We start from the raw sequence: 23,313 nt of genomic DNA on the forward strand, positions 1-23,313 counted from the left end.
CAATGCTGGCGGACAACAGCCTGAGAGCTCGTGGGAGGCAGTGCAGGGAAACGCCAGGATTTAAAGTATTAGATCAAAACAGCCGATTTGCGTCATATTTTTTGACTATTTTTCAACCTTGCGTTTCCGGTTACCCACTCATCCGGTCGCAATAATCACTTCGACCTGCTGCTGCTGTAATAATTGTGACAGGGGATCGGGTAATGGACGATCGGTAAACACCGTCATGGCAGGCGTAATGTTGCCGATTTTAACCGCGGCCGAACTGGCAAATTTTGAGTGGTCTGTCGCCAGTAAAATATGGCGGGAGTGCGCCATCATTGCCCGGGTAACCGCAGCTTCATTGATGTAATACTCCAGCAGGCTGCCATCATTCTCTACCGCCCCCACACTGGTGATCAGATAATCCACCCGAAAACCTTCCACAAATGAAATGGTATCCGGCCCGACAATACCGCCATTCACCGGACGCAACGTGCCACCTGGCATCACCACTTCAAACGAGGTGTTTTTATATAACAGACTCGCCACGCGCAGGCTGTTAGTAATAATGCGCAAATCCTGGCGTTCTACCAACACTCTGGCCACGTGCTCCACGCTGGTTCCGATGGTGATAAAAAGGGTGCTGCCATTGGGAATGTAATCCACGATCCGCCGCGCAATCATCGCTTTTTCATGTACATAGGTCGCTTCACGCTGCTCAAATGCCATATTGGTGACACTGGACGCCGGGCGGCCCACGCCACCATGATGACGGGAGACTACCCCCAAATCACTCAGCTTGCGGATGTCTCTGCGCACGGTCTGAACAGATACCCCGAGAATATCCGCCAGCTCGTCGTGATTCATATACCCGCGCTCATGAACCAGCGAGATCAGCCGATCGTGGCGTGGGTTACCGGTTAACTTTTGAGGGTCCATCGCTGCTCCTTACGACTTCAGTCAGGGTTGTCAGAAAGATGACTTATTGTACGGGAGTCACTGCAAAAGTCCCTCCCATTCTGTGCCCGGTTCGGTCAAAAGATCAAAACATTACAAACAATTACATCAAATTCCATAACTGCGTTCGTTTTGTGATTCATTTCACTTTAATTACATAAAACAACACATAGTATCGCCATCAACAGCTTTTTTTGTAATCAAATGCTCAAGGGGATCCTATGTCAGCGGTTGCATTTATCGGTTTAGGGCAGATGGGGGCGCCGATGGCGTCCAGGCTGATCGCAAAAGGTCATGTTTTGACAGTGTATGACGTCAGCAGTTCAGCAATGGAAAAGCTGGTTAAAGAGGGCGCGAAGTCGGCAAAAAATCCGGCTCAGGCTGTGGCAGAAGCCGACTTTATCATTACCATGTTACCCAACGGCACGCTGGTCAGGCAGGTTCTTTTTGGCAAAAACGGCATTACAGAAGCACTCAAAAACAGCGCACTTGTCATCGATATGTCAACCATCCATCCCATGGAGAGCGAAAGATTACATTATGACATGGCACAAGCTGGCTTCAGCTATATGGATGCGCCTGTAGGGAAAACGTCCGACCACGCCGTGACCGGCACGCTGACCATCCTGGCCGGTGGTACGGACCAGCAAATTGATCGGGCAGAACATCTGCTGATGTGTCTGGGTTCTGAACTGATCCGCTGTGGTGAACCGGGTAACGGGATCAAAGTCAAAATTGTCAATAATTTCATGAGCATCGCCCTGAATGCCCTCTCAGCCGAAGCCGCCGTACTGTGCGAAGCGATGGATCTGCCACTGGAAAAAGCCATCCAGGTGATGTCCGGCACGGTAGCAGGAAAAGGGCATTTCACCACCAGCTGGCCTGGCAAGGTACTGGCAGGCGATCTCTCTCCCGCCTTTATGATCGATCTGGCGCACAAGGATCTGAACATCGCGCTGGATGTGGCCGGTCAGCTAAACGCTTCGGTGCCGTTAGGAGCCGCCGCCAGAGAAGTTTACAGTCAGGCCCGCGCCGCCGGACGCGGCAAACAGGACTGGACCGCTTTATTAGCCCACGTCAGAACGCTTTCCGGCCTGAGGCCGCTCGCTGAATAAAAAGTAACGCAAGAATGGAAATTAAATCATCCTTAAATTAAAAAAATGGAGAATAACCAGATGAATGTCGTGACCAATATTCTGTTCCCGAAAGTCAATAAAATTATTACCGAAAAAAAAGAAATTAAAACCGAACCACTAAAAGGACATGAAGCCCGTATTTCGGCTGTTTATGTCGGTATTTGTGGCTCTGATTTGCACGTATTAAAAGGCCACCATCCGGTGGGTAAACCGCCCATCGTTCCCGGCCATGAAATTGCCGCGCTGGTCACTGAAGTCGGGGCCGATGTCACTAACGTAAAAGTGGGCGATCATGTGGTGGTCGATCCTATTATGGCCTGTATGACATGTCCGGCCTGCCAATCCGGCCGCTTTAACTTGTGCATTCCGCCTTACGTTGCCGGTTTCCGTGCGCCGGGAGTGGCCCGCTCCTCACAGGTGCTGCCTGCCCGCAATCTGCACCCTGCGCCAGCATCGCTCTCCTGGGAAGTGCTGGCCTTTGCTGAACCAGCAACCTGCGCACGTCACTGCGTCAACCGTATGCCGAAACATACGCTGGAAGACGTGCTGGTCATTGGCGCAGGGACCATTGGCCTGTCGATTGTTCAGGCGCTGCAAATCATGGGAGCCAACAGAATCACCGTGGTTGAGCCGGATGAGAACAAAAGTAAACTGGCGAAAAAATTCGGTGCCAGCCGCACGCTGAAACCAGGCGAGTTGGGCGATGAGAGCTTTACCGGCGTGATCGATGTGGTCAGCAACCAGGCGACCATTATGGAATCCTGCCTCAAGGTAAAACCGGGTGGAACAGTGATGTGTATGGGCGTGCCGGGCGGCAACGTGGAAATTCCTCTGCCGCATATGCAGCGCTTTGAACGTGACCTGATTTTCTCCGGTATGTACCTGCCAGATGACTTTGATGTGGCCATCCAGTGGCTGGCTGAAGGGCTGTTTGATACCAAAGACCTCATCACCGATGTGTTCCCGATAGAGCGAGCGGCAGAGGCTTATATTCGGGCCCAGGAAGTCGATTCAATAAAAGTGCTGATTAAATTCAGAGAAGCCTGAGTTTTATTAATATCCTCCCGGTGCTGAATGAAATAAATAAGCACCGGATATTATATTCCCTCTTCTTCTCTGAAGAGAATAAATTGAGGTTTAATAATGAGCCATGTCACGGAAGATCCACCTGTTGAGATTACTTCCCCGCAGGATGTTATTAATTTAATCAGCCAGAATCCGCTGGCCCGATCGGGGATGCTTGTGATGATATCGCTGGGTGGTGTACTGATTGATGCCTATCAGTCGGCGATGATCGGTTTCGGTAACAAATATATCGCTGCTGAATTTGGTTTGTCACCAGGTCTGACGGCCACGGTCAACGCCTCGGTAATTGTCGCGGCGCTGTTTGGCGGTCTGCTGTCAAACCGGGTGATTAACCTCTTCGGCCAGCGCTTCGCTTTTGTGGTTGGGCTGGGCATGTGCAGCCTGGCATCGGTGGCGGTCAGTTTTATCCCCGATATCTGGTGGCTACTGGTCTGCCGTATCGTAATGGGCTTGGGGCTGGGGATTGATTTCCCGCTGGCGGCCAGCGCGATTGCTGAATTTCGCGGTACGGCATCGAAAAAGTCAGGAACCTCGGTCAACCTGTGGCAAATGGTATGGTACATCAGCACCACTCTGGTTTACCTGGTCCTGATTGCCCTGCACTTCTCCCACATCGTCGATGAACAACTGTGGCGCTACGGCATTTTCATCGGCGCGATAGTGGCGATGGTGGTGATCGCGCTACGCCTGATCTTTATCGGCGAGTCCGCCGTCTGGGCGGCTCGAGTCGGCAAGTATTCCCTGGCGTGCAAAATCCTCGCTGAACGATATGGTGTGAAGGCCCTGCCTGGTCATCAGCAGACCGCACAGACCCTCGAGCCGAAGAAGAGCGTCAAAGGCGCTTACCGGATGATTTTCAGCAAAAAATACCGCCAGCGCACCCTTATTGGCAGTGTGGTTTCCGTAATGCAGGCCTGGCAGTACGGCGCAGTGGGGCTCTATCTGCCGCTGACGCTGGCCACTATTTTACAGGGCGGTCTGTCGGGCGCACTGGCGGGATCTGCTGCAGTGAATGCCTTTTGCGGCATCAGCGGCGGCGCTATCGGCTCGATCATTCTCACTCGCTTTGGCGCACGCTATCTCTCAATGGTCGGCTTTGCGGTGGTCACCGTGGCGCTGATTGCGCTGGGCTTCTGGCCGCAGGTCAGCTCCTGGCTGTCGCTGTTCCTGCTTGGCACGATTATCTTTTTCCATTCTGCCGGGCCGGGTGGCCTGGGCATGACCATCGCCACCCTCTCGTATCCTCCCTCCATTCGTCTTGCGGGCATCGGCTTCGTGCGGGGCGTAATGCGGCTGGGTGGGATCGCCGGCTTAATCTTCTGGCCAATGCTGTGGGGCGCGCTGAATACCGACGCCTTCTTTCTGCTGGCAGTTATCCCCTTCATTGGCAGCCTGGTCTGCAAGCTGATCAAGTGGGAGCCGGTGGGCAGTAACGTTGACGCAGAAGATGAGGAAGTCCTGCAGCAGCCAGGCCAGCGGCAGGGATAACAAGAGGATTCAATTATGGATGCCTTGTCCCACACAGACGCGGAAAGCGTCGCTCGCAGAAGAGTGATTATCGCCAGCTTTGCCGGTGCATTACTGGAATGGTATGACTTCTTTATCTTTGGCACCGCAGCCGGCCTGGTGTTTGGCCCACTTTTCTTTCCGGAAGAGAGCCCCGTGCTGGGCACCATCGCCTCATTCGCGGCGTTTGGTATCGGTTTTTTCGCCCGCCCGCTGGGTGGCATCGTGTTTGGCCACTATGGCGACCTGATCGGCCGCAAAGCTATGCTGATCTGGACTCTGCTGATCGTGGGTATCTCCACCTTTCTGATCGGTGTGCTGCCCACCTACGGACAGATTGGGATTGCAGCACCGCTCCTGCTGGTATTACTGCGCCTGATCCAGGGATTTGGACTGGGTGGTGAGTATGGCGGCGCGGCACTGATGACCTTTGAATCAGTACCAGACCATCGCCGGGGATTTTTCGGCTCCCTTCCCCAGATGGCCTCCTGCGCCGGGATTATGCTGGCAACTGGCGTGTTCGCCCTCTGCCACCGCTTGCTGACTCCGGATCAATTTATGAACTGGGGATGGCGCATCCCCTTCCTGCTTTCAGCGGCAATGCTGGTCGTCGGCATGTATATCCGTCTGCATATTCAGGAAACGGATGACTTTAAAGATGCCAGAAAGCAGGCGATGCGCCAGAAGCAGGCCCTGCTTCAGGTGCCGATGCAGGAACGTCATGCCACAGGGCTGAAGACCGAAGAAGCTATCCCGCTGGTGCAGATTTTCCGCAGTTACAAACGGGAGATCTTCCTGGCGCTTGGCACCCGATTAGTGGAAGCCGTCTCATCCAATATCATTAATGCTTTTGGTATTGCTTACCTTGCCACCCAGCTGGCGATGAACAAGCAGATCCCGTTGACCGGCATGCTGATCGCTTCCGCACTCGGCCTGATCTCCTGCCCGTTCTTCGGCTGGTTATCGGATCGGATCGGCCAGCGCAGGATATACATGTGGGGATCGGCGTTCTGCCTCCTCTACGCAATGCCTTTCTTCCTGCTGCTGAATACGCAAAATCCCGGACTGATCGTGCTGGCAATGGTTGTGGGTTATAACTTCGGTCCCACCATGATGTTTGCCGTTCAGCCCACCATGTACGCCCGCATGTTCGACACCCGGGTACGCTACACCGGGCTGTCACTGGCCTACCAGATTTCTGCGATTCTCGGCGGTATGACGCCGCTAATCGCATCGGTGCTGATGGCGCTGGGCGAAGGTAGCCCGTGGTATGTCGCTACCTACCTTATCGTCATCGCCGCACTTTCCCTGTTCTGCGTCAGGGTGATCAGGCCAGTTAACACGCAGCTCCCCCCAAAAACGGTGCCGGGAAGCACCGTTTCTGAACCTGAAAGATCAGGAGGATAAACATGAACACTCTCGCCAAAAATGCTCATTACAACGCGATTCGTCAGGCCTTCGATACGCCATGGCCCGGTCCCCGGGCCGACGGTATTCTGCTGCGAAACGCCAACCTGCAGGTGGTTATCCACCCTGAAGACGGTTGCCGGATCACCTCGCTGACCGCTTTTGGTCAGGAGCTACTGCGTCAATGGCATCCCGAACGACGCGCCTTTCAGTACGGCAGCTTCCCGATGATTCCCTGGGTGGGCCGCATGGATGGCGCAACGTTTACCTTCAACAACCAGAGCCATGCCATGCAGGCCAACAAGCCGCCGTTTGCCCTGCATGGCATGGCCTGTTTCGCTCCATGGCATTTCAGTGAGCACTCACCAACTCACGCGAAGTTTATCTTCCCGCTTGATGAGCTGTGGCCGTGGCGTGGAAGGGTGATCCAGCGCTTCACACTGGAACCGAACGCGCTGGTGCTCAGCCTGACCGTGGAGACGGAACAGCATGATTTTCCGGCTGCGGCGGGCTGGCATCCGTGGTTTAAAAAATGGTGCGGTCAGGCAGATGAAGGCGCACCGGAAGAGAGCCTGCAACTGGCATTTGACGCCGACTGGCAGGAAAGAACCGGCGCGGATGAGCTGCCAGACGGTAAGCGTATTCCGCCCCAGCCAGCCCCGTGGGATGACACGTTCGGCTTCCGGGATAACCTGGCGGTGACCCTGACCTGGCCGGGAAAAATTCAGCTTACGATGACCGCCAACAGCAACACGCTGGTGGTATTCGACAAGCAGCCCGATGCCACCTGCGTCGAGCCACTCTCCGGGCCACCCAACAGCATCAATACCGCCCCCTCCCTGGTCAGCAAGGATAAGCCTCTGACCATTACCACCCGCTGGCAGGTCGCGAAACTCCAGCCCCCAGGGCTGTAGCCCTGTCTTCCTGAAAGGAACAATAACGATGAGCAACATAGTGTGTCTGGGTAACGCAGTGTGGGACCGCGTGTTTGAAATGGAACAGATCCCACAGCAGCCAACCAAATACTTCGCCAGGGGATACTTCGAGAATGGGGGTGGCATTGCCGCCACTGCCGCTGTGGCCTGCGTCAGACTGGGCGCTCATGCCCAATTAATCAGCCGCCTGGGCGATGACAGTAATGGTGAGCTGATCCGCAACGAGCTGGCGCAGTGGGACGTGGACGTCAGCGGGATGCATACCTTTGCGGGTGTGCAGTCTTCGCATGCGGTGATCCACGTCGATTCGGAAGGTGAGCGACAAATTACCGTCTTCCGTGACGGCAGATGTCCCACCAGCACCGACTGGTTAAGCGCCGACATGCTGGAGGGGGTGGACTGCCTGCTGTGCGATACCAGCTGGCCGGAAGGCGCGCTGTGGCTGATGGCCGAGGCGAAAAAGCGTCACATTCCTGCCGTGCTGGACCTGGATCTGGGGGCCAGCCGGATGGCAGAGCTGGTTGCCCACGGCGATCACCTGGCGTTTTCCCTGCCGGGGCTGCGCCTGTTTACCCAACAGCACAATATCGCTGATGCGCTGAAAGCGGCGCAGAAAAAAACGCAGGGCACCGTTTACGTCACCTGTGGTGCCGAAGGCTGTTACTGGCTGGACGGCGAGGAAGTCCGGCATGTGCCCTCATTCCCGGTGCTGTGCGTCGATACCACCGGCGCGGGCGATGTCTTCCACGGGGCGCTGGCCGTCGCCATCGCTGAACAACGCCCCACTTTTGAAGCAATCCGCTTCGCCAATGCTGTTGCCGCGTTGAAATGCACCCGTGAAGGGGGACGTAAAGGCATCCCGGACCGACAGCAACTCGCGCAATTTCTTGCGCAACACTAACTGATAAGGAAGTTCTATGCTGGTTACATTACGAGAAGTTCTCGCTGACGCCGTCAGCCATCGGTATGCAGTCGGTGCGTTTAACGTTATCGATATCAATATGGCCAGAGGGGTGATTGCCGCCGCCATGCAGCGCCAGTCACCCGTCATTATCAGTCAGGGGCAGGGGCAGTTTCGATTTACCCCGCCAGAAATTATGGGGCCTTCTCTGGTGCAGCTTGCGCGGGAGGCCAGCGTTCCGGTGGTGATCCACCTCGATCACGGCAAACAGTTTGATGTTTGTGAGCGGGCGATCCGGGCGGGCTACTCTTCGATTATGTATGACGGTTCCCAGCTCTCCATGGCGGAAAACATGGCCAGTACCCGCAAGGCCGTGGCGCTGGCGCGTCAGCATCGCGTGTCGATTGAAGGCGAAGTCGGCCATGTTTCTAATGCTGAAACCGGCGACCTGCCTGGCGATCACGTGGAGCTGGCTGCAGATGAGCAGTTTCTGACCACGCCAGAGCAGGCCCTGCAGTTTTGGCAGGCGACTGAAGTGGATGCATTAGCGGTAGCTTTTGGCACCGGGCACGGTATTTACCGCGAAACGCCAAAGCTGGAATTTGATCGCCTGCGTGAGATTCAGAAAACCGTGGATGTGCCTCTGGTGATGCACGGTGGCTCCGGGCTGGGTGACGAAGCGTATAAGGAGGCGATAGCTTGTGGTATCCGCAAGCTTAACTACTTTACGCTGCTGTCGCAGTCGCTGGGAGAGCTGATCAAAGAGGCGGTTAATGCCACCGAAGAGCCCTACTACCATGAGATTCAGCTGTTAATCGTCAATGAAACGCAAAAGCATGTCGCCCGTCTGATGGGAATTTTTGGCAGTGCTCAACGAGCGTAATATCCTCCGGTAAAAGCAGCCTGTCAGGCAAGACCCGTGGAAGGGTGAAATTTCTTCACCCTTCCGGCACGGATTCCCGTATCCTCCCTGACAGACTTAGACTATTCTTTAGGCGCGGAACTGACCGCCCTCATTACTTGCAAGCCCTTCTATTACAGGAGTTACTTTCCCATGACGACAGGAATTTCACGCATCTGGACGCGACTGTTAGTGCCTTTTGCCGCGCTGTTTCTGGTCTTTCAGCTGACCGGTTGCGGCGACAAAGAAGCCGACCAGCGCAAAGCCTTTATCGATTTCCTGCAGAACACCGTGATGCGCAGTGGTGAACACCTGCCCAGCCTGAGCGAAGATCAGAAGCAGAAATTCGGTAACTACGTTAACGATTACGCGATCATTTATGGTTTCTCACAGCAGGTGAACCGTGCGGTGGACTCCGGAATGAAGCCGGTGGTGGATGAGCTGAGTGCGATCCGTACACCGCAGGATTATCTGACCCGCCGTGATTCACTGCGTCAGGCCAGCGGTTCGCTGGGCGTGCTGACCCAGCAAATTCAGGCGTCCAAAACTCAGGCAGACACCAGCAAAGCCGCACTGAAACAGCCATCCGATCTGAAAACGGTTTACGACAATGTTTACAACAAAGTGGTGACGTTGCCAGCTAACTCACTGCAGCCGTTGCTGCCAGCTCTGCAGACGCTGAGCCAGAATGCGGTGCAGGCCGGAGATTTCCTGCAGCAGCAGGGTGCGCAGGTGACGTTTAACGGCACGACGATACAGTTCCCAAGCCAGCAGCAGGCCACACAGTACAATGCGCTGATGAGCAACCTGTCGGCCAATGCCCAGGCACTGAGCCAGGCGCAGAGTGCCCTGCAGAGCGGGTTCCAGTAAGCTATTGCCAGCGGGTCTGATCCCCCCTTTCGGGTGAGATATACACAATTACCGGGGCGGGGACGATCCCGCCCGATCCAAAGATTGCCACCAGTCGTATCAGAGCAATCCACCCCTTACGTACCTTAAATCTGCGTCGATCTGGCTTCCGTCGTTTCGCCAGCCAGCCTGGCCTTACTCATTCCAGAAACCCGTAATTTTCTTACATCCGATAACCATTTGATTTAAGGGAACCGCCTGGTGTGATCGGCCTCATTTTCGGCCAAAAATAAATTGTGATATGCATCACGCATTAAACAGAAAGTCACTGGATCAGTTCGTGATGAAAATCACACAAAATTCGCCATTTTGCGTATTTATTCGCCAGCGTGTTTTTTTTACAGCGAATAATTGTGATCAACATCACTAAAAACAGCCCTCACTATCCCCTAACTTAGTGATTTACATCACACTTTACCCGATGACTACGCAGCGTCATATTCGCGTGATAGAGTCCGCCTGCATACAGTGATACTGACGGCTCCCCGCCGTACTATCCTAAACAAAAATCAACGCGCTCTCTTATTTGTCAGCGCGTACCAATAAGGGGTGTGTTTTTATGTCCTCATCAGATATCAAGATCAAGGTCCAGAACTTTGGTCGCTTTCTGAGCAACATGGTGATGCCAAATATCGGGGCGTTTATCGCCTGGGGTATCATCACCGCACTGTTTATTCCTACTGGCTGGCTACCGAACGAAACGATGGCCAAACTGGTCGGCCCTATGATTACCTACCTGCTGCCACTGCTGATCGGTTATACCGGTGGTCGTCTGGTCGGTGGCGATCGCGGCGGCGTGGTGGGTGCGATCACCACCATGGGCGTGATCGTGGGTGCAGATATGCCAATGTTCCTCGGCTCAATGATTGCCGGTCCTCTGGGCGGCTGGGCGATAAAACGCTTCGACCGCATGGTTGACGGTAAAATCAAAAGCGGCTTCGAAATGCTGGTCAACAACTTCTCTGCCGGTATCATCGGTATGCTGTTGGCGATCCTCGCTTTCCTGGCTATCGGCCCGCTGGTTGAAGGTCTGTCCCACATTCTCGCCGCTGGCGTGAACCTGATGGTGCAGAATAACCTGCTGCCACTCACCTCCATCTTCGTGGAACCGGCGAAAATCCTGTTCCTGAATAACGCCATTAACCACGGTATCTTCTCGCCACTGGGTATCCAGCAGGCCAGCGAAGCCGGTAAGTCGATCTTCTTCCTGATCGAAGCGAATCCGGGCCCGGGTATGGGCGTACTGATGGCTTACATGTTCTTTGGTCGTGGTAACGCCAAGCAGTCTGCGGGCGGCGCGGCAATCATCCACTTCCTGGGCGGCATCCACGAGATTTACTTCCCGTATGTGCTGATGAACCCACGTCTGATCATCGCCGTTATTCTTGGCGGTATGACTGGCGTGTTCACCCTGACTCTGCTGAACGGTGGCCTGGTTTCTCCGGCCTCCCCGGGTTCAATCCTGGCGGTACTGGCAATGACCCCGAAAGGTGCATATTTCGCTAACATCGCAGCGATAATTGCCGCCTTCGCCGTCTCCTTCGTGGTTTCTGCAATCCTGCTGAAAACCAGCAAAGTGAAAGAAGATGACGATATCGAGGCTGCGGCCCGTCGCGTCAGCGAAATGAAAGCCCAGTCTAAAGGCCAGACCGGTACTGCAGCAGCAGCTGATGGCATGAACGGCGATCTGAGCCACGTACGTAAAATCATCGTGGCCTGTGATGCCGGTATGGGCTCCAGCGCCATGGGCGCAGGCGTGCTGCGTAAAAAGGTTAACGATGCGGGCCTGACCAATATTTCCGTCACCAATACCGCGATTAACAACCTGCCGGGCGATGTGGATCTGGTGATTACTCACCGCGATCTGACCGAACGTGCAATGCGCCAGGCTCCTCATGCCCAGCATATTTCGCTGACTAACTTCCTCGACAGTGGCCTGTACACAGACCTGACTTCGCGCCTGGTTGATGCAAACCGCACTGCCGGTCACCGTGATAAAGTCAGCGCCACGCTGAGCGACAGCTACGATAACAGCCAGGAACACCTGTTCAAACTGAGCGCCCGCAATATCTTCCTGGGCAACCAGGCTACGGATAAAGAGCAGGCTATCCGTTTTGCTGGTGAGCAGCTGGTGCGCGGCGGTTACGTTGAGCCAGAATACGTTCAGGCGATGCTGGATCGTGAAAAACTGACCCCAACCTATCTGGGTGAGTCCATCGCCGTGCCACACGGCACCATTGAAGCGAAAGACCGCGTACTGCAGACCGGTGTGGTGTTCTGCCAGTATCCGGAAGGCGTTCGCTTCGGTGAAGAAGAAGATGACATTGCCCGTCTGGTTATCGGTATCGCCGCTCGCAACAATGAGCACATCCAGGTGATTACCAGCCTGACCAACGCGCTGGATGATGACAGCGTCATCGCCAGACTGGCCAGCACCACTGACGTGCAGGAAGTCCTGGACCTGCTGTCTGGCAAACAGCCAGCGTAAGCCTTCAGGAATTGCAAGTATTACACCCCAGGGCCGGGCATGCCCGGCTCTTTCTTCGGGCCGGGTTTGTCCGGCCTCATCGTTAATACGGGAAAAATTATGAAAGCTCTTCATTTTGGTGCCGGTAATATTGGCCGCGGTTTTATTGGTAAATTGCTGGCTGACGCCGGTATTCAGCTGACGTTTGCCGACGTTAATCAGGTGGTTCTGGATGCGCTGAATGCCCGTCACGAGTACCCGGTCCACGTGGTTGGCGAGCAGGCTCAGGTCGATATCGTCAGGGGCGTGAATGCCGTTAACAGTGCCAGCGATGACATCATCCCGCTGATCGCTGAGGTTGATATCGTTACCACGGCGGTTGGTCCGCAGATCCTCGAGCGCATTGCCGGTGGTATCGCGAAGGGTCTGGCCAAACGCAGTGATAGCGGTAATACCCGTCCTCTTAATATCATCGCCTGTGAAAATATGGTGCGCGGTACCACGCAGCTGAAAGGCCACGTGATGAAAGCGCTGCCTGAGCAATATCACGCCTGGGCTGAAGCCAACGTGGGCTTTGTCGATTCTGCCGTAGACCGCATCGTGCCGCCTTCTGAAGCCGGTACCACCGATCCGCTGGAAGTCACCGTGGAAACCTTCAGCGAGTGGATCGTGGATAAAACGCAGTTCAAAGGCGATCTGCCTGCCATTCCGGGCATGGAACTGACCGATAATCTGATGGCCTTCGTGGAACGCAAGCTGTTCACCCTGAACACCGGTCATGCAATTACCGCCTATCTGGGCCAGCTGGCGGGTCACAAAACTATCCGTGATGCGATCCTCGATGAGAAAGTCCGCGCGGTGGTGAAAGGCGCGATGGAAGAGAGCGGCACGGTGCTGATTAAACGTTACGGCTTTGAAGCCGACAAGCATGCGGCTTATATTCAGAAAATCCTCGGACGTTTCGAAAACCCGTACCTGAAGGATGATGTTGAGCGCGTAGGCCGTCAGCCGCTGCGTAAACTGAGCGCCGGCGATCGTCTGATCAAACCAACATTGGGTACGCTGGAGTATGGTTTGCCACACAACAATCTGGTGACCGGTATCGCCGCTGCTATGCATTACCGCAGCGACCAGGACCCGCAGGCGCAGGAGCTGGTCGATCTGCTGTCCCGCCTCGGCGTGCAGGCCACTCTGGCGCAGGTTTCTGGTCTGGAAGCTGACAGCGAGGTAGTGGCAGCCGTAGTGAAGGCTTACAACGCTATGGCATAATGCCATTGCTTCCGGCTTCAACGGATGAACGGACAGGGCACGACCTGGTCGTGCCCTTCACGGCGGTGGAACCGCGAGGTTTTAGTACGATATGCAGGCTCTCATGGAAAAACCACAGGCTTTTGAGAATCGGGTGCTTGAGCGCCTGAACGCCGGAAGAACGGTCAGAAGCTTTTTGATCGCGACGGTGGAACTGCTGGCCGAAGCGGTAAACCTGCTGGTCATTCAGGTCTTTCGCAAGGATGATTACGCCGTAAAATATGCGGTAGAGCCTCTGTTACTGGGTGATGGCCCGCTGGGTGAACTGTCGGTCAGGCTGAAGCTGATCTACGGCCTGGGAGTGATCAGCCGCACTGAATACGAAGATGCCGAGCTGCTGATGGCACTGCGTGAAGCCCTGAACGATGACGGCACCGAGTATCGCTTTACCGACGACGAGCTGCTGGGCCCGTTTGGCGAGCTGCACTGTGTGACTGCCCTGCCTCCCCGTCCCGACCTCTCCAGTGATGATGCCGAGCTGCGCGCCATGCTGCAGCAGCGTTATCAGCAGGTGGTTCGCTCCACGATGGTGCTGTCGCTGACCGAACTGATTTCCCGCATCAGCCTCAAGCAGGCTTTCAAAAAGTAGCCAACGCCCTTTCCCTCTTGCCGTCGCTTTCGTGTATCCTTGCGGCAATGAATCACATCACGGTTAATGACAATGAAAGAACAAGTTCAGGCAGAAATTAAAAACCTCAGCGACAAGCTGGATGCCCTGACGCGCAAGGAGCCGCTGCTGCTGGAATCCGGCAATGCAGAAAAGTTGGGCGAGCTGCTGAAAGAAAAAGAGAAAGTGGTTCAAGAGCTGGAGCGTCTGCGCGGCGTACGCGAAGAGAAGCTGAGCAAAGAAGCACAAAAATTGAAGCAGATGCCGTTCAGCCGCACGATCACTAAAAAAGAGCAGGCCAATATGGGCGCGCTGAAAAAAAGCGTGCATGGCATTGTGGTGGTGCACCCGATGACCGCGCTGGGTCGCGAGATGGGCCTGAAAGAGATGACCGGCTTCGCGAAAACGGCTTTTTAAGTTTTACCGCTTTTTGTAGCATAATGCCCGCAGATGCGGGCATTTTAGTCTCAGAACACCTTCACTTCTTCGCGTATTTCGCTTCCAGCGTGGCGAACCACGGTGCCACGAAGTCAGTGGATTCTCCCCAGCCAGGGATGATTTTATTCAGATTGGCAACGTTGACCGGCGCGGACTGCCCTGCCAGCTGGGCCTGAGAGATCGCCGCGGCTTTAAACTGGTAAGTTGCCGGCGTTGGCTCCCCGCCGATTTTGTTCGCCACCAGACGCATATTGGTTGCGCCAATCAGTTTGCTGTCCACCGCCACAGTCTGTTTCCACGGGCTGTTCTTCTCCTGCATCAGTTGCAGGTCCTGGTTGGACACGTCGATGCTGTACAGTTTGATTTCAGTACGGCCATTCTCCTGCAGGGCTTTATAAGCTCCCTGCGCGAAGGCATCCCAGGCTCCCCAGATCGCGTCAATCTGACCTTTCGGGTATTTCGCGAGGATGGCGCCAATCTTATTGGCTGTATCACCCTGCACATCAGAAGAGACCGCACCTATCGACTCCAGCTGATGAATGCCAGGATTCGCCTTCAAAACTTTTTCATAAACTACCTGGCGACGTTCCATCGCCGGGAAGCCAGCCACCCAGAGCTTGACGATATTCGCCTTGCCGTTGGTGTCCTTAAGCAGCTGATCAAGGGAGTGCTGTGCCAGAGAAGCATCGTCCTGAGCAGTAACGGTTACGCCTTCAACAGGCTGGTTTACCGGCGTGTCGAATACAGAGACTTTGATACCCGCATCCGCAATACGCTTCACCAGCGCTGTGGAATACGGGTCTTTACCGTGTGACAAGATAATGCCGTCATATTTCTGACTGATAGCCTGATTAACAAAATCCTGGAAACGCGCGTCGTCGCCATTGCTCAGAAAAGTGCTGACTTTGAAGCCCAATTTGCGGCCCTGCTGGATAGCACCGGCAACGAACTGAGTAGTGTTGTCATCGGAACCCAGGTTACGGATAACGGCGATGCGCACCGGGCCATTATGGTTAGCGATGGCCGCCGGAACTGCAGCGGTATCGGCAAAAGCAGGCATGGCGGTCAGCAGACTGATAGCCAGCAGCGATGTGGTCAGTTTATTCATTATTATTAATACCCTGTCAGACGGTGTTAAGCGCTCAGCGGCGCTGGATGTAAGTAATAGCCAGCGCAACAGCCAGCACCAGGCCTTTGATAATATCCATCGCATAGTAGGGAACGGAAAGCATCACCAGCCCGTTCTGCAGCACGCCAAGAATAATGGCGCCTACCAGCGTTCCCAGCGCATTGGGCTTGCCCGAACCCGCCAGAGAGAAACCGATCCACGCGGCGGCAACCGCATCCATCAGATAGCCTCCGCCCGCATTGACCTGAGAAGATCCAATGCGCGATGCCAGCAGGATGCCGCCCAGCCCCGCGAGCAGTGAAGCCAGCACATAGGCCAGTACACGGTAGCGATGGGTACGGATGCCGGAAAGGCGCGCCGCTTCCGGGTTGCCGCCAATGGCATACATCCGGCGACCATGCCTGGTCAGCGACAGACCCAACTGAGCGAATGCAGTGACCACCAGCATAATGATCACAATGGTCGGCACCTGCCCCAGCAGCGAAAAATTGGCCGGAATAGTGCCTTCCGCCATATCACCGCTCGGCATCACCATATTTTCCGTGATTGAGCCGCCAAAGCTGTAGGTCATCGCCACACCCTGAACGACAAACAGGCTGGCTAATGTGGCTAACATGTCAGGAATGCGCAGAATAACGATAAGAAAAGCGTTAAAAAGTCCCACCAGCGTGCACAGCAATAAAGTGAGGGCAATCGCCGCTGTCGATCCGTAGCCGTACCAGACGAACAATGAAATCACCAGCGAGTTTGCCAGCGAGGCCGTAGAACCAACCGACAGGTCAAAACCGCCGATGGTCAGGGAAATCGACACGCCGACGGCAATCACCGTAACAATGGCAATCGAACGCAGGATGTTGATGATATTGGCAGGCTCAAGGAAGCTGTCCGAAGCCAGACCAAAAGCGGCGATCAGCGCCACCACCGTCAGCAACATCCCCCATTTATAGAGAAATTCAAACAGCTGGTGACGCAGGGGCGTCGCCTTCAGGGAAAGTTCTTTGCTGCTCACGCAGGCGTTCCTCCGGTGGAATAAAGTAAAAGTGTTTCTTCATCAGCGAGCTTTGCATCCATTTCTGCCACGATGCGCCCGTCCCAGAGCACGCATATGCGATCGCACAGACCAACCAGCTCGGCAAATTCGCCCGAGGCGTAAATCACCCCTTTTCCCTGCCGGGCCAGCCCGTCAATCAGTTCAAACAGATCGGTTTTCGCTTTGATATCGACCCCTTTGGTCGGCTCATCAAAAATCAGCACGTCCGCGTCGTTACGCAGCCATTTACCAATTGCCACTTTCTGCTGATTGCCGCCCGACAGGCGCCGTAAAATCTGCTGAGGGCCGGTGGTGCGCACGCCCAGTTTCTGGATCACCTCTTCCGCCCAGCGCCATGCCTGCCGATGACCAAACAGGCTCCAGCGCGAAAAGCTGCTATCGGCGGTGACGCTGAGGTTCATCACCACCGGCTCGTCGATAAAGATGCCCTCTCTGCGGCGTTCTTCCGGGATCAGCGCCATGCGGTTTTCCACTGCGGCATGCGGCGAGGTTGGCTTCCACGGTTTACCGTGCAGTTTACCTTTGGTGATGCGGCTGTTGCTGGCACCAAACAGCGCCTTGCACAGCTCGGTTTTTCCGGCCCCGGCCAGACCAGCAATGCCAAGAATTTCGCCTTTGCGCAGCGTCAGCGAGATATTGTGCAGCAGCAAATCATCATGCAGCCCTTCCACTTTCAGCAGGGTTTCATCACTGAACGGCGGACGGCGTGGAGGATAGATGTCATCGAGCTGATGACCCAGCATCTTCTCGACGATCTGCTCGCCGCTCAGCTCGGCCATCGGGCCGCTTTCAATCAGGCGGCCATCGCGCAACACCGTCAGCCGGTCGCAGATGGCACGCAGTTCGTGGATGCGGTGGGAAATAAACACCACGCCAATCCCACTGCTTTGCAGGCGACGAACCACGGCAAACAGGCGCTCACTTTCATGCTGATCAAGCGGTGCGGTGGGCTCATCAAGGATCAGGAAACGGCAGTGATGTGACAGTGCCCGGGCCAGCAGAATTTGCTGTTTCTCTGCCAGCGTGCACCGATCAATACGGCGACGAACGTCAAGCGAGACATCCAGCTGGGCCAGTAAGGCTTTAGCCTGCTGGCGAATTTCACCCCAGCGCCAGACCTGTCCACCCTCAGCCAGGCGGTCCAGCATAATGTTTTCCGCCACGCTCAGAGTTGGCACCAGCGCCACATCCACCTCCTGCTGCACCAGGTGAATGCCCAGCTGTTTGGCATCGCGGGGCGAACGAATCGATACGGGCTGCCCGTCCAGCAGGATGTCGCCGCTGTAGTGATCGTAAGCGCCAGACAGAACAGCCATCAGCGTTGACTTACCCGCACCGTTGGCCCCGGTCAGAGCATGCACGGAATGGCCTGCAAGACTAAAATCCACGCTGGTCAGCGCTGAGAAACCGCCAAAAGCGATGGAGATTTGACGCATTTCTAAGCGATTAGACGCGGTCATGAGAATCTTTCTCTGGTTATTAACTGACTGTGTTGCCGTATTTTTTATTGAATTTTCACGGTGGGCAACGAACGAAAGCACATAAGCTAACACAAAATGATATTAGCCATCCAGACACCCAGACACCCAGACACCCAGACACCCAGACACCCAGACACCCAGACACCCAGACATTTAAGCATCTCCAGCCTCGTAATCGCATTCAGGCAGCATAAAAATGGGGTATAAAAACAATGACCAGGATTTCACTCGGTATGGTTGCCAACGAGGCACAGATATTCATTCAGGCGCGTTGTCACAAGGAGACAATTAATTAAATGCATTGATATCTAAAGCGCTGTCGTCCCATTCGACTTCTGGGAAAAAACGTTGCATCTCGCCATTGCTGATGCAGGTTTTCAGCGACGCCACCAGCGCAGCGGCAGCGGGTGAAAAACCCTGTGCCCGTTTCCAGAGCAGACGGATATTGCGACGAACCACCGAATCGATAAGGGTTTGATAACCAGATGGCGTTAATGCGACAGAACCAATATCTGCAACAGGCCGCCCGTGAAATCAACGTTTCTTACCGTATCCTCCCCAGCGGGGCCGGCCATGACTGCGTGCAATTTCCCAGCAGCGGCATACCCAGTGCAATGCTGTTTATCCGTAATCAGAATGGCAGTCATAATCCGCACGAAGCCATTGAATTAAGAGATTTTAATGACGCAACAGCAGTGCTGAATAAAACGCTCTTTAAATACGTTATGCAGGATAATTTGTGACAAACAGCAGGGCAATACCCTGTCCGGGCAGGCATGACTCAGGCGAACGTACTGAAAAGAGTGGTGGTACTCCGATAAAAAAACCGACGAAGCGAACTCCGTCGGTTTATCATCATGATTTACCGTGAGGGGAAATTATTTTGCTGCAGAGAAGCGAGCTGCGGCTTCATCCCAGTTAACCACTTCCCAGAATGCCTTGATGTAATCAGGACGTTTGTTCTGATATTTCAGGTAGTATGCGTGTTCCCACACGTCCAGACCCACGACTGGCGTACCGGAAACACCGGAAATCGCTTCGCCCATCAGCGGGCTGTCCTGGTTAGCAGTAGAGACGACCGCCAGCTTGTCACCTTTTTTGACCAGCCATGCCCAGCCAGAACCGAAACGGGTCGCTGCCGCTTTTTCGAATTCTGCTTTGAACGCATCAATGCTGCCGAAGTCTTTCTCGATAGCTGCTTTCAGGTCGCCGCTCAGGGTGGTGCCGGTTTTCAGGCCTTTCCAGAAGAAGCTGTGGTTAGCATGGCCGCCCGCGTTGTTACGCAGAACGGTTTTCTTGTCGGCAGGAACCTGATCCAGTTTGGTGATCAGTTCTTCCACCGGCAGGCTGGCAAACTCGGTGCCTTCCAGCGCGGCATTCGCGTTGTTGACATAGGTCTGGTGGTGTTTAGTGTGATGGATTTCCATCGTCTGCTTGTCGAAGTGCGGTTCCAGTGCGTCGTAAGCGTAAGGCAGGGATGGCAGTGAATAACTCATGTTCATCATCTCCATTTAATGGTGGGCGGCGCCGTTTCTGTTAGCACCGCGTAAGCAGTCGGATCATTATAGTTAAATAAACGATCCGTAAAAGGGTTATCAATGCCCCGACGTTTATAGGGGTATAATTGCCAGCAGGCATCAACCCTGCTTTATAACGCTTTCATCACCGGGGGTGACAAAACGATCTAAACCCTCGTCTGGTCAGGCACGTCCTGATCGGTGAACTTCACCAACATTGCACTTTTTTATTTTTAATTTCAACCAGCTGCACCTGATCACCCGACTGATTCAGACTCTTTACTTCTCTTCATAATGAGAACGGATAAACACAGCAAAAAGGGCTGAAATAAAGTTCAGCCCTTGCGGTAATGCTGTTTGGTGATTATTTGCCCAACGATGCCAGAGATTTATCCAGCGCACCGACCAGCCAGTCGATATCGCTCTCCTGGAACGCCAACGGTGGACGCAGCTTCAGCACGTTACCATACGGACCTGCTACAGAAGTCAGTACGTGGTTATCACGTAGTCTTTCGGTGACATCCAGCGCCAGCTGCTTATCCGGCGTCTTGCTGGACTTATCGGTTACCAGCTCAAAGCCGATAAACAAACCGGCACCGCGCACATCACCCACGCACTCATATTTATCTTTCAGCGTTGAGAGTTCAGCCAGCAGTTTTTCACCCACCACGCGGCTGTGCTCCTGCAATCCCTCTTCTTTAATCACTTTCAGCACCGCCTGCGCTGCAGCCATGGCAACCGGGTTGCCACCGAAGGTGTTGAAGTAAGGAATGTCATCACTGAATGCCGCCAGCACATCGCTTTTCGCCAGTAGCGCGGAAACAGGGATACCGTTGCCCATTGGCTTACCAGTGGTAACAACGTCCGGTACCACACCGTGGCGGGCAAAGCCCCAGAACGCATCACCGGTGCGGGCAAAGCCTGGCTGTACTTCATCGGCAATAAAAATGCCGCCGTTTTTATGGACGACATCCACGGCTTTTTTCAGAAAGCCTTTTGGTCCAGGCAACACACCATCTGACGAGAAAATAGAGTCAGCAAGAAAACCGGCGAACTTGATGCCAGCCAGGGCCATATCGTCGATTTGCTTCTGGATTTCGTTGGCAAACCAGTCGCCCAGATCCGGTGCGTTAACGCGATAGCGATCCGGCGGAGAGACCAGGCGGGTTGTGACCGCCAGTGGCTGGCCGGTCCCTAAAGCCGGTGATACGCCGGAAGTCAGGTCGCTGGTGCCGTGATAGGCTTCCTGACTGACGATAATACCTGTACCACCGCTGTAAGCTCGCGCAATGCGGATAGCCAGATCGTTGGCTTCAGAACCGGTACACATGTACATTGCCCGGTCGATTTCTGACGGCATCGTCGCCAGCAGCTCTTCCGAGTAATCAAGAATGCGTTCATGCAGATAGCGGGTATGGGTATTCAGCTGCTGCATCTGCTGATAAACCGCATCGATAACCGCCGGATGGCAGTGGCCAATACTCGCCACGTTGTTATACACGTCCAGATATTTATCCCCGGCCGCGTCCCACAGATATTGGCCCTCACCCCGCACCAGATGCACTGGCTTGCGGTAAAACAGGCGGTAGGATTCACCCAGCACTTTGCTGCGTTTATCGGTCAGTTTACGGACGTCAGCATCAAGACCGGCGGCGTGCTCGGCGCGAAAGCTGTTGGTGTCCATGATGGTCGAACGTGTAGCCATGATAACTCCCGTTGCGATGTGGGTGACTATGAGCATAAGGCCGGGTGGCCTGGTCTGCCTTCATCATGGCAACTTTTTGCAAAAATGCAACAAAATACACAAATACAACAAAATACACATGCACGCCCCGGCATTGTCAGTTAGGCTATGCACATCCCGTCTGGTTAAGGAACTAAACATGCTTCAGGAAACGCGGCTCCACCGTATTCGTGCCCTGCTGACCACGCTCAATCACGTCAGCACAGAGCGGATCATCAGAGAGTTGGGCATCTCCCGCGAAACGGCCAGAAGGGACATTATTGAACTGGAAGCGCTGGGACTTGCGCGCCGCGTACACGGCGGGCTGATGGCACTGGATGCCGAACCGGAGCCGCCTTTAACCGTGCGCAGTGAGGTGCGTGCACGGGAAAAGCGCGCCATTGCCCGTGCCTCCGCTCAGCTGTTAAAACCGGGGCAAACGCTGTTTCTGGATGCCGGCAGTACCACCACCATGCTGGCTGAAGAACTGCGCACCATGTCCGGCCTGACGATTATCACCAACAGCCTGAATGCCGCCCTGAAACTCTCGGGGGCGGACGAGCATGAGCCGCTGAATAACAACATTATTTTATTAGGCGGCAGCATGCTGGCTGGTGCGCAGGAAACGCGCGGCGAACTGACCGTTGGCGAGATTTACCGCTACCGTGCTGATGTGGCGATGATGTCCCCGGTAGGGATCGACAGTAAGAATGGTGCCAGCAGTTTTCATCCCCACGAAGCAACGGTTGCCCGGGCCATGGTCCGCCAGTCCGCTCAGCTGATCCTGCTGGCCGATCACAGCAAGCTGGGCCTGACCAGCCGGATGAATTATGCCGCCATTGGAGAAGTCACAACATTAGTAACCGACAGCGGTGCCACGTCGCTCCCGGCTTTTTCCGCCCTGGAGAAAGTCCTGCCTGCGGTGGTGGTGGCTTAGAGCAGTCTTTCCGGATGGCTGTAAACAGTCGCCCGGCCGGGTTTGCTGAAGCCGACCAGCGTCAGATTACTGCGTTCGGCCACTTCCACGGCCAGCTTTGTTGCGGCAGAAACGGCAAACAGGATCTCGACACCACACATCGCGGACTTCTGCACCATCTCATAGCTGGCCCGGCTGGAGACCAGTACTGCGCCCTGCTGCCAGCCGCTTTGCTGGCTGCGCTGCCCCAGCAACTTGTCCAGCGCCACATGGCGGCCCACGTCCTCACAGCCGCCAGCCAGGTTGCCGTCAGGCATCATCCAGGCTGCAGCGTGCGTGCAGCCAGTCAGTTGCCCTACTGGCTGGTAGCTATTCATCTGCGATAATGCCTCATCCAGCCGGTTCAGATCAAAAGTCTGGGTAAACGGCAACGGCTGAAGGGGTTTGCCGATCTCCTCCAGTTGCTCCACGCCGCAGACGCCACAACCGGTGCGTCCGGCCATGGCGCGGCGCTGCTCTTTCAGCCCCATAAAGCGCCGGCTGGAAAGCTCCACCTGCACTTCGATGCCGCCGCAGGAGGGCCGAATCTCTAGGCCGTAGATATCGGCAGGGGAAGCGATAATGCCTTCCGACAGTGAGAAACCGAGGGCAAAGGCTTCCAGATCTTTTGGCGTAGCCATCATCACTACGTGGGAGATACCGTTATAGACCAGCGCCACCGGCACTTCATCAGCCAGCCAGTCCTCTTTTGCCTCGCTCAGTGAATCGCGCTGCCAGACCTGCGTCCGGCTCAGCCCTGCGATCTCACTCACATTCTTATAACATTCACCCATTTTGTTCACCCATTAGCCACCTGCCTGCAACGTCCACACCAATCCTGTGGTAATATTTCGAACACCCGGGTTCCGAATTTCTTCTGCGATTCTGAACCTGCGAAGGTAACACCGCAAAAAAAA

21 protein-coding genes are annotated in these 23,313 nt (G+C 55.0%); 14 read left to right on the forward strand and 7 right to left on the reverse strand.

Going from position 1 to position 23,313, the window contains the following annotated elements; genetic code table 11:
• Window positions 1-138: 138 nt before the first annotated feature.
• Complete coding sequence (locus GSQ70_RS09975; protein ID WP_158782382.1) at window positions 139-921, reverse strand: DeoR/GlpR family DNA-binding transcription regulator; 783 nt, start codon at window positions 919-921, stop codon at window positions 139-141.
• Between the two features lie 239 nt (window positions 922-1,160).
• Here GSQ70_RS09975 and yihU point away from each other — a divergent pair, with 239 nt between their 5' ends.
• The 12 genes from yihU (at window position 1,161) to GSQ70_RS10035 (ending at window position 14,519) form a co-directional block, all read left to right on the forward strand.
• Window positions 1,161-2,054 (forward strand): sulfolactaldehyde 3-reductase, encoded by an 894-nt coding sequence (gene yihU / locus GSQ70_RS09980; RefSeq protein WP_158782383.1) that lies wholly within the window; start codon window positions 1,161-1,163, stop codon window positions 2,052-2,054.
• A gap of 60 nt (window positions 2,055-2,114) precedes the next feature.
• Entirely contained in the window at window positions 2,115-3,122 is a 1,008-nt protein-coding gene (locus tag GSQ70_RS09985) for a zinc-binding dehydrogenase (RefSeq protein ID WP_158782384.1), read from the forward strand.
• A gap of 96 nt (window positions 3,123-3,218) precedes the next feature.
• Window positions 3,219-4,649, forward strand: a complete 1,431-nt coding sequence (locus tag GSQ70_RS09990) for an MFS transporter (RefSeq protein WP_158782385.1) — start codon at window positions 3,219-3,221, stop codon at window positions 4,647-4,649.
• A gap of 15 nt (window positions 4,650-4,664) precedes the next feature.
• The gene (locus GSQ70_RS09995; protein WP_158782386.1) at window positions 4,665-6,074 is read left to right on the forward strand and encodes an MFS transporter; all 1,410 of its coding nucleotides are present in this window, start codon (window positions 4,665-4,667) and stop codon (window positions 6,072-6,074) included.
• Between the two features lie 2 nt (window positions 6,075-6,076).
• Window positions 6,077-6,988, forward strand: a complete 912-nt coding sequence (locus GSQ70_RS10000) for an aldose 1-epimerase (protein ID WP_158782387.1) — start codon at window positions 6,077-6,079, stop codon at window positions 6,986-6,988.
• Window positions 6,989-7,016: 28 nt separating this feature from the next.
• A complete protein-coding gene (locus GSQ70_RS10005; RefSeq protein ID WP_158782388.1) occupies window positions 7,017-7,910 on the forward strand; it encodes a PfkB family carbohydrate kinase in 894 nt (297 codons plus the stop codon).
• 16 nt (window positions 7,911-7,926) lie between these two features.
• A complete protein-coding gene (locus GSQ70_RS10010; protein ID WP_158782389.1) occupies window positions 7,927-8,793 on the forward strand; it encodes a class II fructose-bisphosphate aldolase in 867 nt (288 codons plus the stop codon).
• Between the two features lie 171 nt (window positions 8,794-8,964).
• Window positions 8,965-9,681 carry a DUF3053 domain-containing protein gene (locus GSQ70_RS10015; protein ID WP_158782390.1) on the forward strand — a complete coding sequence of 239 codons (717 nt, stop codon included), beginning with the start codon at window positions 8,965-8,967 and terminating at the stop codon, window positions 9,679-9,681.
• A 598-nt stretch (window positions 9,682-10,279) separates the two neighbouring features.
• Window positions 10,280-12,208 carry a PTS mannitol transporter subunit IICBA gene (locus GSQ70_RS10020; protein WP_158782391.1) on the forward strand — a complete coding sequence of 643 codons (1,929 nt, stop codon included), beginning with the start codon at window positions 10,280-10,282 and terminating at the stop codon, window positions 12,206-12,208.
• A 99-nt stretch (window positions 12,209-12,307) separates the two neighbouring features.
• Window positions 12,308-13,456 carry a mannitol-1-phosphate 5-dehydrogenase gene (gene mtlD / locus GSQ70_RS10025; RefSeq protein WP_158782392.1) on the forward strand — a complete coding sequence of 383 codons (1,149 nt, stop codon included), beginning with the start codon at window positions 12,308-12,310 and terminating at the stop codon, window positions 13,454-13,456.
• Window positions 13,457-13,547: 91 nt separating this feature from the next.
• Window positions 13,548-14,084 (forward strand): mannitol operon repressor MtlR, encoded by a 537-nt coding sequence (gene mtlR, locus GSQ70_RS10030; RefSeq protein WP_158782393.1) that lies wholly within the window; start codon window positions 13,548-13,550, stop codon window positions 14,082-14,084.
• Window positions 14,085-14,156: 72 nt separating this feature from the next.
• Window positions 14,157-14,519 (forward strand): YibL family ribosome-associated protein, encoded by a 363-nt coding sequence (locus GSQ70_RS10035; protein ID WP_158782394.1) that lies wholly within the window; start codon window positions 14,157-14,159, stop codon window positions 14,517-14,519.
• A 61-nt stretch (window positions 14,520-14,580) separates the two neighbouring features.
• Here GSQ70_RS10035 and GSQ70_RS10040 read toward each other — a convergent pair whose 3' ends face one another.
• Genes GSQ70_RS10040 through GSQ70_RS10050 form a run of 3 tightly spaced genes read right to left on the reverse strand, consistent with a single transcriptional unit; the run spans window position 14,581 to window position 18,180 of the window.
• Entirely contained in the window at window positions 14,581-15,648 is a 1,068-nt protein-coding gene (locus tag GSQ70_RS10040; protein WP_158782395.1) for a sugar ABC transporter substrate-binding protein, read from the reverse strand.
• A 34-nt stretch (window positions 15,649-15,682) separates the two neighbouring features.
• A complete protein-coding gene (locus GSQ70_RS10045) occupies window positions 15,683-16,678 on the reverse strand; it encodes an ABC transporter permease (protein WP_158782396.1) in 996 nt (331 codons plus the stop codon).
• Window positions 16,675-18,180 carry a sugar ABC transporter ATP-binding protein gene (locus GSQ70_RS10050; protein WP_158782397.1) on the reverse strand — a complete coding sequence of 502 codons (1,506 nt, stop codon included), beginning with the start codon at window positions 18,178-18,180 and terminating at the stop codon, window positions 16,675-16,677. The genes GSQ70_RS10045 and GSQ70_RS10050 overlap by 4 nt, the downstream gene beginning before the upstream one ends.
• Before the next feature lie 515 nt (window positions 18,181-18,695).
• Between GSQ70_RS10050 and GSQ70_RS10055 the strand changes: the two genes are divergently transcribed.
• Entirely contained in the window at window positions 18,696-18,944 is a 249-nt protein-coding gene (locus GSQ70_RS10055; protein WP_199257251.1) for a M20/M25/M40 family metallo-hydrolase, read from the forward strand.
• Window positions 18,945-19,079: 135 nt separating this feature from the next.
• Here GSQ70_RS10055 and sodA read toward each other — a convergent pair whose 3' ends face one another.
• The gene (gene sodA, locus GSQ70_RS10060) at window positions 19,080-19,697 is read right to left on the reverse strand and encodes a superoxide dismutase [Mn] (protein ID WP_158782399.1); all 618 of its coding nucleotides are present in this window, start codon (window positions 19,695-19,697) and stop codon (window positions 19,080-19,082) included.
• Window positions 19,698-20,082: 385 nt separating this feature from the next.
• Window positions 20,083-21,423: an aspartate aminotransferase family protein gene (locus GSQ70_RS10065; RefSeq protein ID WP_158782400.1), complete on the reverse strand. Its 1,341-nt coding sequence runs from the start codon at window positions 21,421-21,423 to the stop codon at window positions 20,083-20,085.
• A 178-nt stretch (window positions 21,424-21,601) separates the two neighbouring features.
• On the opposite strand from GSQ70_RS10065, the gene GSQ70_RS10070 reads away from it, so the two are divergent.
• Window positions 21,602-22,378 carry a DeoR/GlpR family DNA-binding transcription regulator gene (locus GSQ70_RS10070; protein WP_158782401.1) on the forward strand — a complete coding sequence of 259 codons (777 nt, stop codon included), beginning with the start codon at window positions 21,602-21,604 and terminating at the stop codon, window positions 22,376-22,378.
• On the opposite strand, the gene fdhD is transcribed toward GSQ70_RS10070, so the two are convergent.
• On the reverse strand, window positions 22,375-23,190 hold the full coding sequence (gene fdhD / locus GSQ70_RS10075; protein WP_158785277.1) for a formate dehydrogenase accessory sulfurtransferase FdhD: 816 nt from the start codon (window positions 23,188-23,190) through the stop codon (window positions 22,375-22,377). The genes GSQ70_RS10070 and fdhD overlap by 4 nt on opposite strands.
• Between the last annotated feature and the right edge of the window lie 123 nt (window positions 23,191-23,313).

Origin of the sequence: Pantoea sp. BAV 3049 (genome assembly GCF_009765445.1) — a bacterium.
Taxonomy (GTDB): domain Bacteria; phylum Pseudomonadota; class Gammaproteobacteria; order Enterobacterales; family Enterobacteriaceae; genus Erwinia.

Excerpts from the sequence above, each read along its gene's own strand:
- GSQ70_RS09975 (WP_158782382.1), bottom strand. The coding sequence starts at position 921 with ATGGACCCTCAAAAGTTAACCGGTAACCCACGCCACGATCGGCTGATC.
- yihU (WP_158782383.1), top strand. The coding sequence starts at position 1,161 with ATGTCAGCGGTTGCATTTATCGGTTTAGGGCAGATGGGGGCGCCGATG.
- GSQ70_RS09985 (WP_158782384.1), top strand. The coding sequence starts at position 2,115 with ATGAATGTCGTGACCAATATTCTGTTCCCGAAAGTCAATAAAATTATT.
- GSQ70_RS09990 (WP_158782385.1), top strand. The coding sequence starts at position 3,219 with ATGAGCCATGTCACGGAAGATCCACCTGTTGAGATTACTTCCCCGCAG.
- GSQ70_RS09995 (WP_158782386.1), top strand. The coding sequence starts at position 4,665 with ATGGATGCCTTGTCCCACACAGACGCGGAAAGCGTCGCTCGCAGAAGA.
- GSQ70_RS10000 (WP_158782387.1), top strand. The coding sequence starts at position 6,077 with ATGAACACTCTCGCCAAAAATGCTCATTACAACGCGATTCGTCAGGCC.
- GSQ70_RS10005 (WP_158782388.1), top strand. The coding sequence starts at position 7,017 with ATGAGCAACATAGTGTGTCTGGGTAACGCAGTGTGGGACCGCGTGTTT.
- GSQ70_RS10010 (WP_158782389.1), top strand. The coding sequence starts at position 7,927 with ATGCTGGTTACATTACGAGAAGTTCTCGCTGACGCCGTCAGCCATCGG.
- GSQ70_RS10015 (WP_158782390.1), top strand. The coding sequence starts at position 8,965 with ATGACGACAGGAATTTCACGCATCTGGACGCGACTGTTAGTGCCTTTT.
- GSQ70_RS10020 (WP_158782391.1), top strand. The coding sequence starts at position 10,280 with ATGTCCTCATCAGATATCAAGATCAAGGTCCAGAACTTTGGTCGCTTT.
- mtlD (WP_158782392.1), top strand. The coding sequence starts at position 12,308 with ATGAAAGCTCTTCATTTTGGTGCCGGTAATATTGGCCGCGGTTTTATT.
- mtlR (WP_158782393.1), top strand. The coding sequence starts at position 13,548 with ATGCAGGCTCTCATGGAAAAACCACAGGCTTTTGAGAATCGGGTGCTT.
- GSQ70_RS10035 (WP_158782394.1), top strand. The coding sequence starts at position 14,157 with ATGAAAGAACAAGTTCAGGCAGAAATTAAAAACCTCAGCGACAAGCTG.
- GSQ70_RS10040 (WP_158782395.1), bottom strand. The coding sequence starts at position 15,648 with ATGAATAAACTGACCACATCGCTGCTGGCTATCAGTCTGCTGACCGCC.
- GSQ70_RS10050 (WP_158782397.1), bottom strand. The coding sequence starts at position 18,180 with ATGACCGCGTCTAATCGCTTAGAAATGCGTCAAATCTCCATCGCTTTT.
- GSQ70_RS10055 (WP_199257251.1), top strand. The coding sequence starts at position 18,696 with ATGCGACAGAACCAATATCTGCAACAGGCCGCCCGTGAAATCAACGTT.
- sodA (WP_158782399.1), bottom strand. The coding sequence starts at position 19,697 with ATGAGTTATTCACTGCCATCCCTGCCTTACGCTTACGACGCACTGGAA.
- GSQ70_RS10065 (WP_158782400.1), bottom strand. The coding sequence starts at position 21,423 with ATGGCTACACGTTCGACCATCATGGACACCAACAGCTTTCGCGCCGAG.
- GSQ70_RS10070 (WP_158782401.1), top strand. The coding sequence starts at position 21,602 with ATGCTTCAGGAAACGCGGCTCCACCGTATTCGTGCCCTGCTGACCACG.
- fdhD (WP_158785277.1), bottom strand. The coding sequence starts at position 23,190 with ATGGGTGAATGTTATAAGAATGTGAGTGAGATCGCAGGGCTGAGCCGG.